This is a genomic window from Arthrobacter sp. Hiyo1, from assembly GCF_001263615.2.
Lineage (GTDB): Bacteria > Actinomycetota > Actinomycetes > Actinomycetales > Micrococcaceae > Arthrobacter.
Window position 1 is genome coordinate 439,926 of the sequence record NZ_DF952472.1, and the last position, 1,738, is coordinate 441,663.

Consider the following 1,738-nt stretch of genomic DNA (forward strand, 5'->3'; position numbering starts at 1 on the left):
GAGCCGCTGGTGAAGGCGTTGGGGGCGCTGCAGGGGGTTTGAGGTTTGTTTCGCGTGCGGTGAGTCGCGAAACGACGAACCCCGCCGCTCCTCCAGTGGAACGGCGGGGTTTTGTTGTCTTTGGGACTGGGGGTTGCTTTTGGGGGCGTGTCAGACCTTCTTGACCACGCTGGACTTGAGCTGCATGGGGCCGAAGCCGTCCACTTTGCAGTCGATGTCGTGGTCCCCCACGCCGTTCACGAGGCGGATGTTGCGGACCTTGGTTCCGACCTTGATGGCCGTGGCGCTCCCCTTGACCTTGAGGTCCTTGATTACAGTGACCGTGTCCCCGTCCGCGAGCACATTGCCCACGGCGTCCTTAATCTCCGTGGACTCTGATGCCGCTTCATCAGACGCGACCGGCGACCACTCATGGGCGCACTCGGGGCAGACCAGCAACGCACCCATCTCGTAGGTGTATTCGCTGGCGCATTCGGGGCAAGGGGGCAGGGTTTCACTCACCGTCCAATGATAGTCGGGGGTGGTGCAACACGTAGACGGCAGGGACAAACAGTGGAACCAAGACAGTAAGCGGTCTTCGAGCCGAGAGTACCTCCAACCCATTGGCCATAGTACGAGAACTGGTAATCCTTACTTGCAACGGATCTTGTTTCCATAAACTGTGGTGGTCCAATCGGTTCCTTGCCAGGTACCAGGCCCGTCCATCACGAATTTAACGGCCGCGACACTCTTGATTCCGTGCTTCCAATAAGCCTTGTCAAAGCCTAAGCCTTGGTCACTGTCAGCGTCATACATACCTCGAGCGCAAACTGTGGTGAAACACAGATCTCAAAAAGGACCATTTAGAAAGCGCCCTCGGCGTCAAGCTACCTTTGGAATTGCCCGCCAAGTTGTCCCCTGCTGCAAATTGATCTCTCGCGGTCTGTGCCCATGGCCTTGGAAATGAGTACGCCTTCCTCGGAGTGCACCGGATTCTGCTGGATCATTCCGCACCTCGATGCATGCGCCATCCTGACCTTCTTTGGTTTGGGAAAGCGCTTGCGACACCGCGAGTCACGTCGTTTCAACGCCTTGGCCCGTCAAAGAAGGTCAGGACGGCGTGTTCAGGTCGGGCGAGAATCTCGGGAACACCGTCGGATTCTGCCGGATCACTCTCTTCGCCGAAGTTGCCGGACCCGTGATTTCGCGGGTCCGAAGTTAATCCATTCGAGTGATTGAGCAGAATCCGACATCCCAGCGCTGACGATCCCTTCAGATGAGCGGAGTCCACGCACTCACTGCAACACCAACGCTTAAACGCAAAAGCCGTGGGAACCCTAGAGTTCCCACGGCTTTCTGGTCGGGCTGACAGGATTTGAACCTGCGACCCCTTGACCCCCAGTCAAGTGCGCTACCAAGCTGCGCTACAGCCCGTCAGTCCTGCCGTTCTCCGCCTAGGTTTTCACCTAGGCAGTCCGGCCGAACCACCTCAAAAAGCTTACACGATGTTCGAGGTTCTCAATGCCACCTTGGCGGGTGTCATCTGTGATGCGCGTCTCAATTAGCGCTTCTTGCCGCGCTTTTCGCGGACGCGCATGTTGACCTCGATCGGCGTGCCGTCGAAGCCAAAGGTTTCCCGCAGCCGGCGGGTGATGAACCGGCGGTATCCGGGGTCCAGGAAGCCCGTGGTGAAGAGCACGAACTTCGGCGGACGGCTGGATGCTGGGTGCCGAACAGGATGCGCGGCTGCTTGCCGCCG

At 58.6% G+C, this 1,738-nt stretch carries 1 protein-coding gene, 1 tRNA gene and 1 pseudogene; all 3 read right to left on the reverse strand.

Going from position 1 to position 1,738, the window contains the following annotated elements; translation table 11 throughout:
* Positions 1-150: 150 nt before the first annotated feature.
* Positions 151-501, reverse strand: coding sequence for a zinc ribbon domain-containing protein YjdM (locus AHiyo1_RS15550; protein ID WP_059389164.1), 351 nt, complete (start codon positions 499-501; stop codon positions 151-153).
* A gap of 835 nt (positions 502-1,336) precedes the next feature.
* Positions 1,337-1,413 (reverse strand) — tRNA-Pro (locus AHiyo1_RS15555).
* A gap of 127 nt (positions 1,414-1,540) precedes the next feature.
* Positions 1,541-1,738: pseudogene (locus tag AHiyo1_RS15560) on the reverse strand (ribosome biogenesis GTPase Der); the annotation flags it as partial.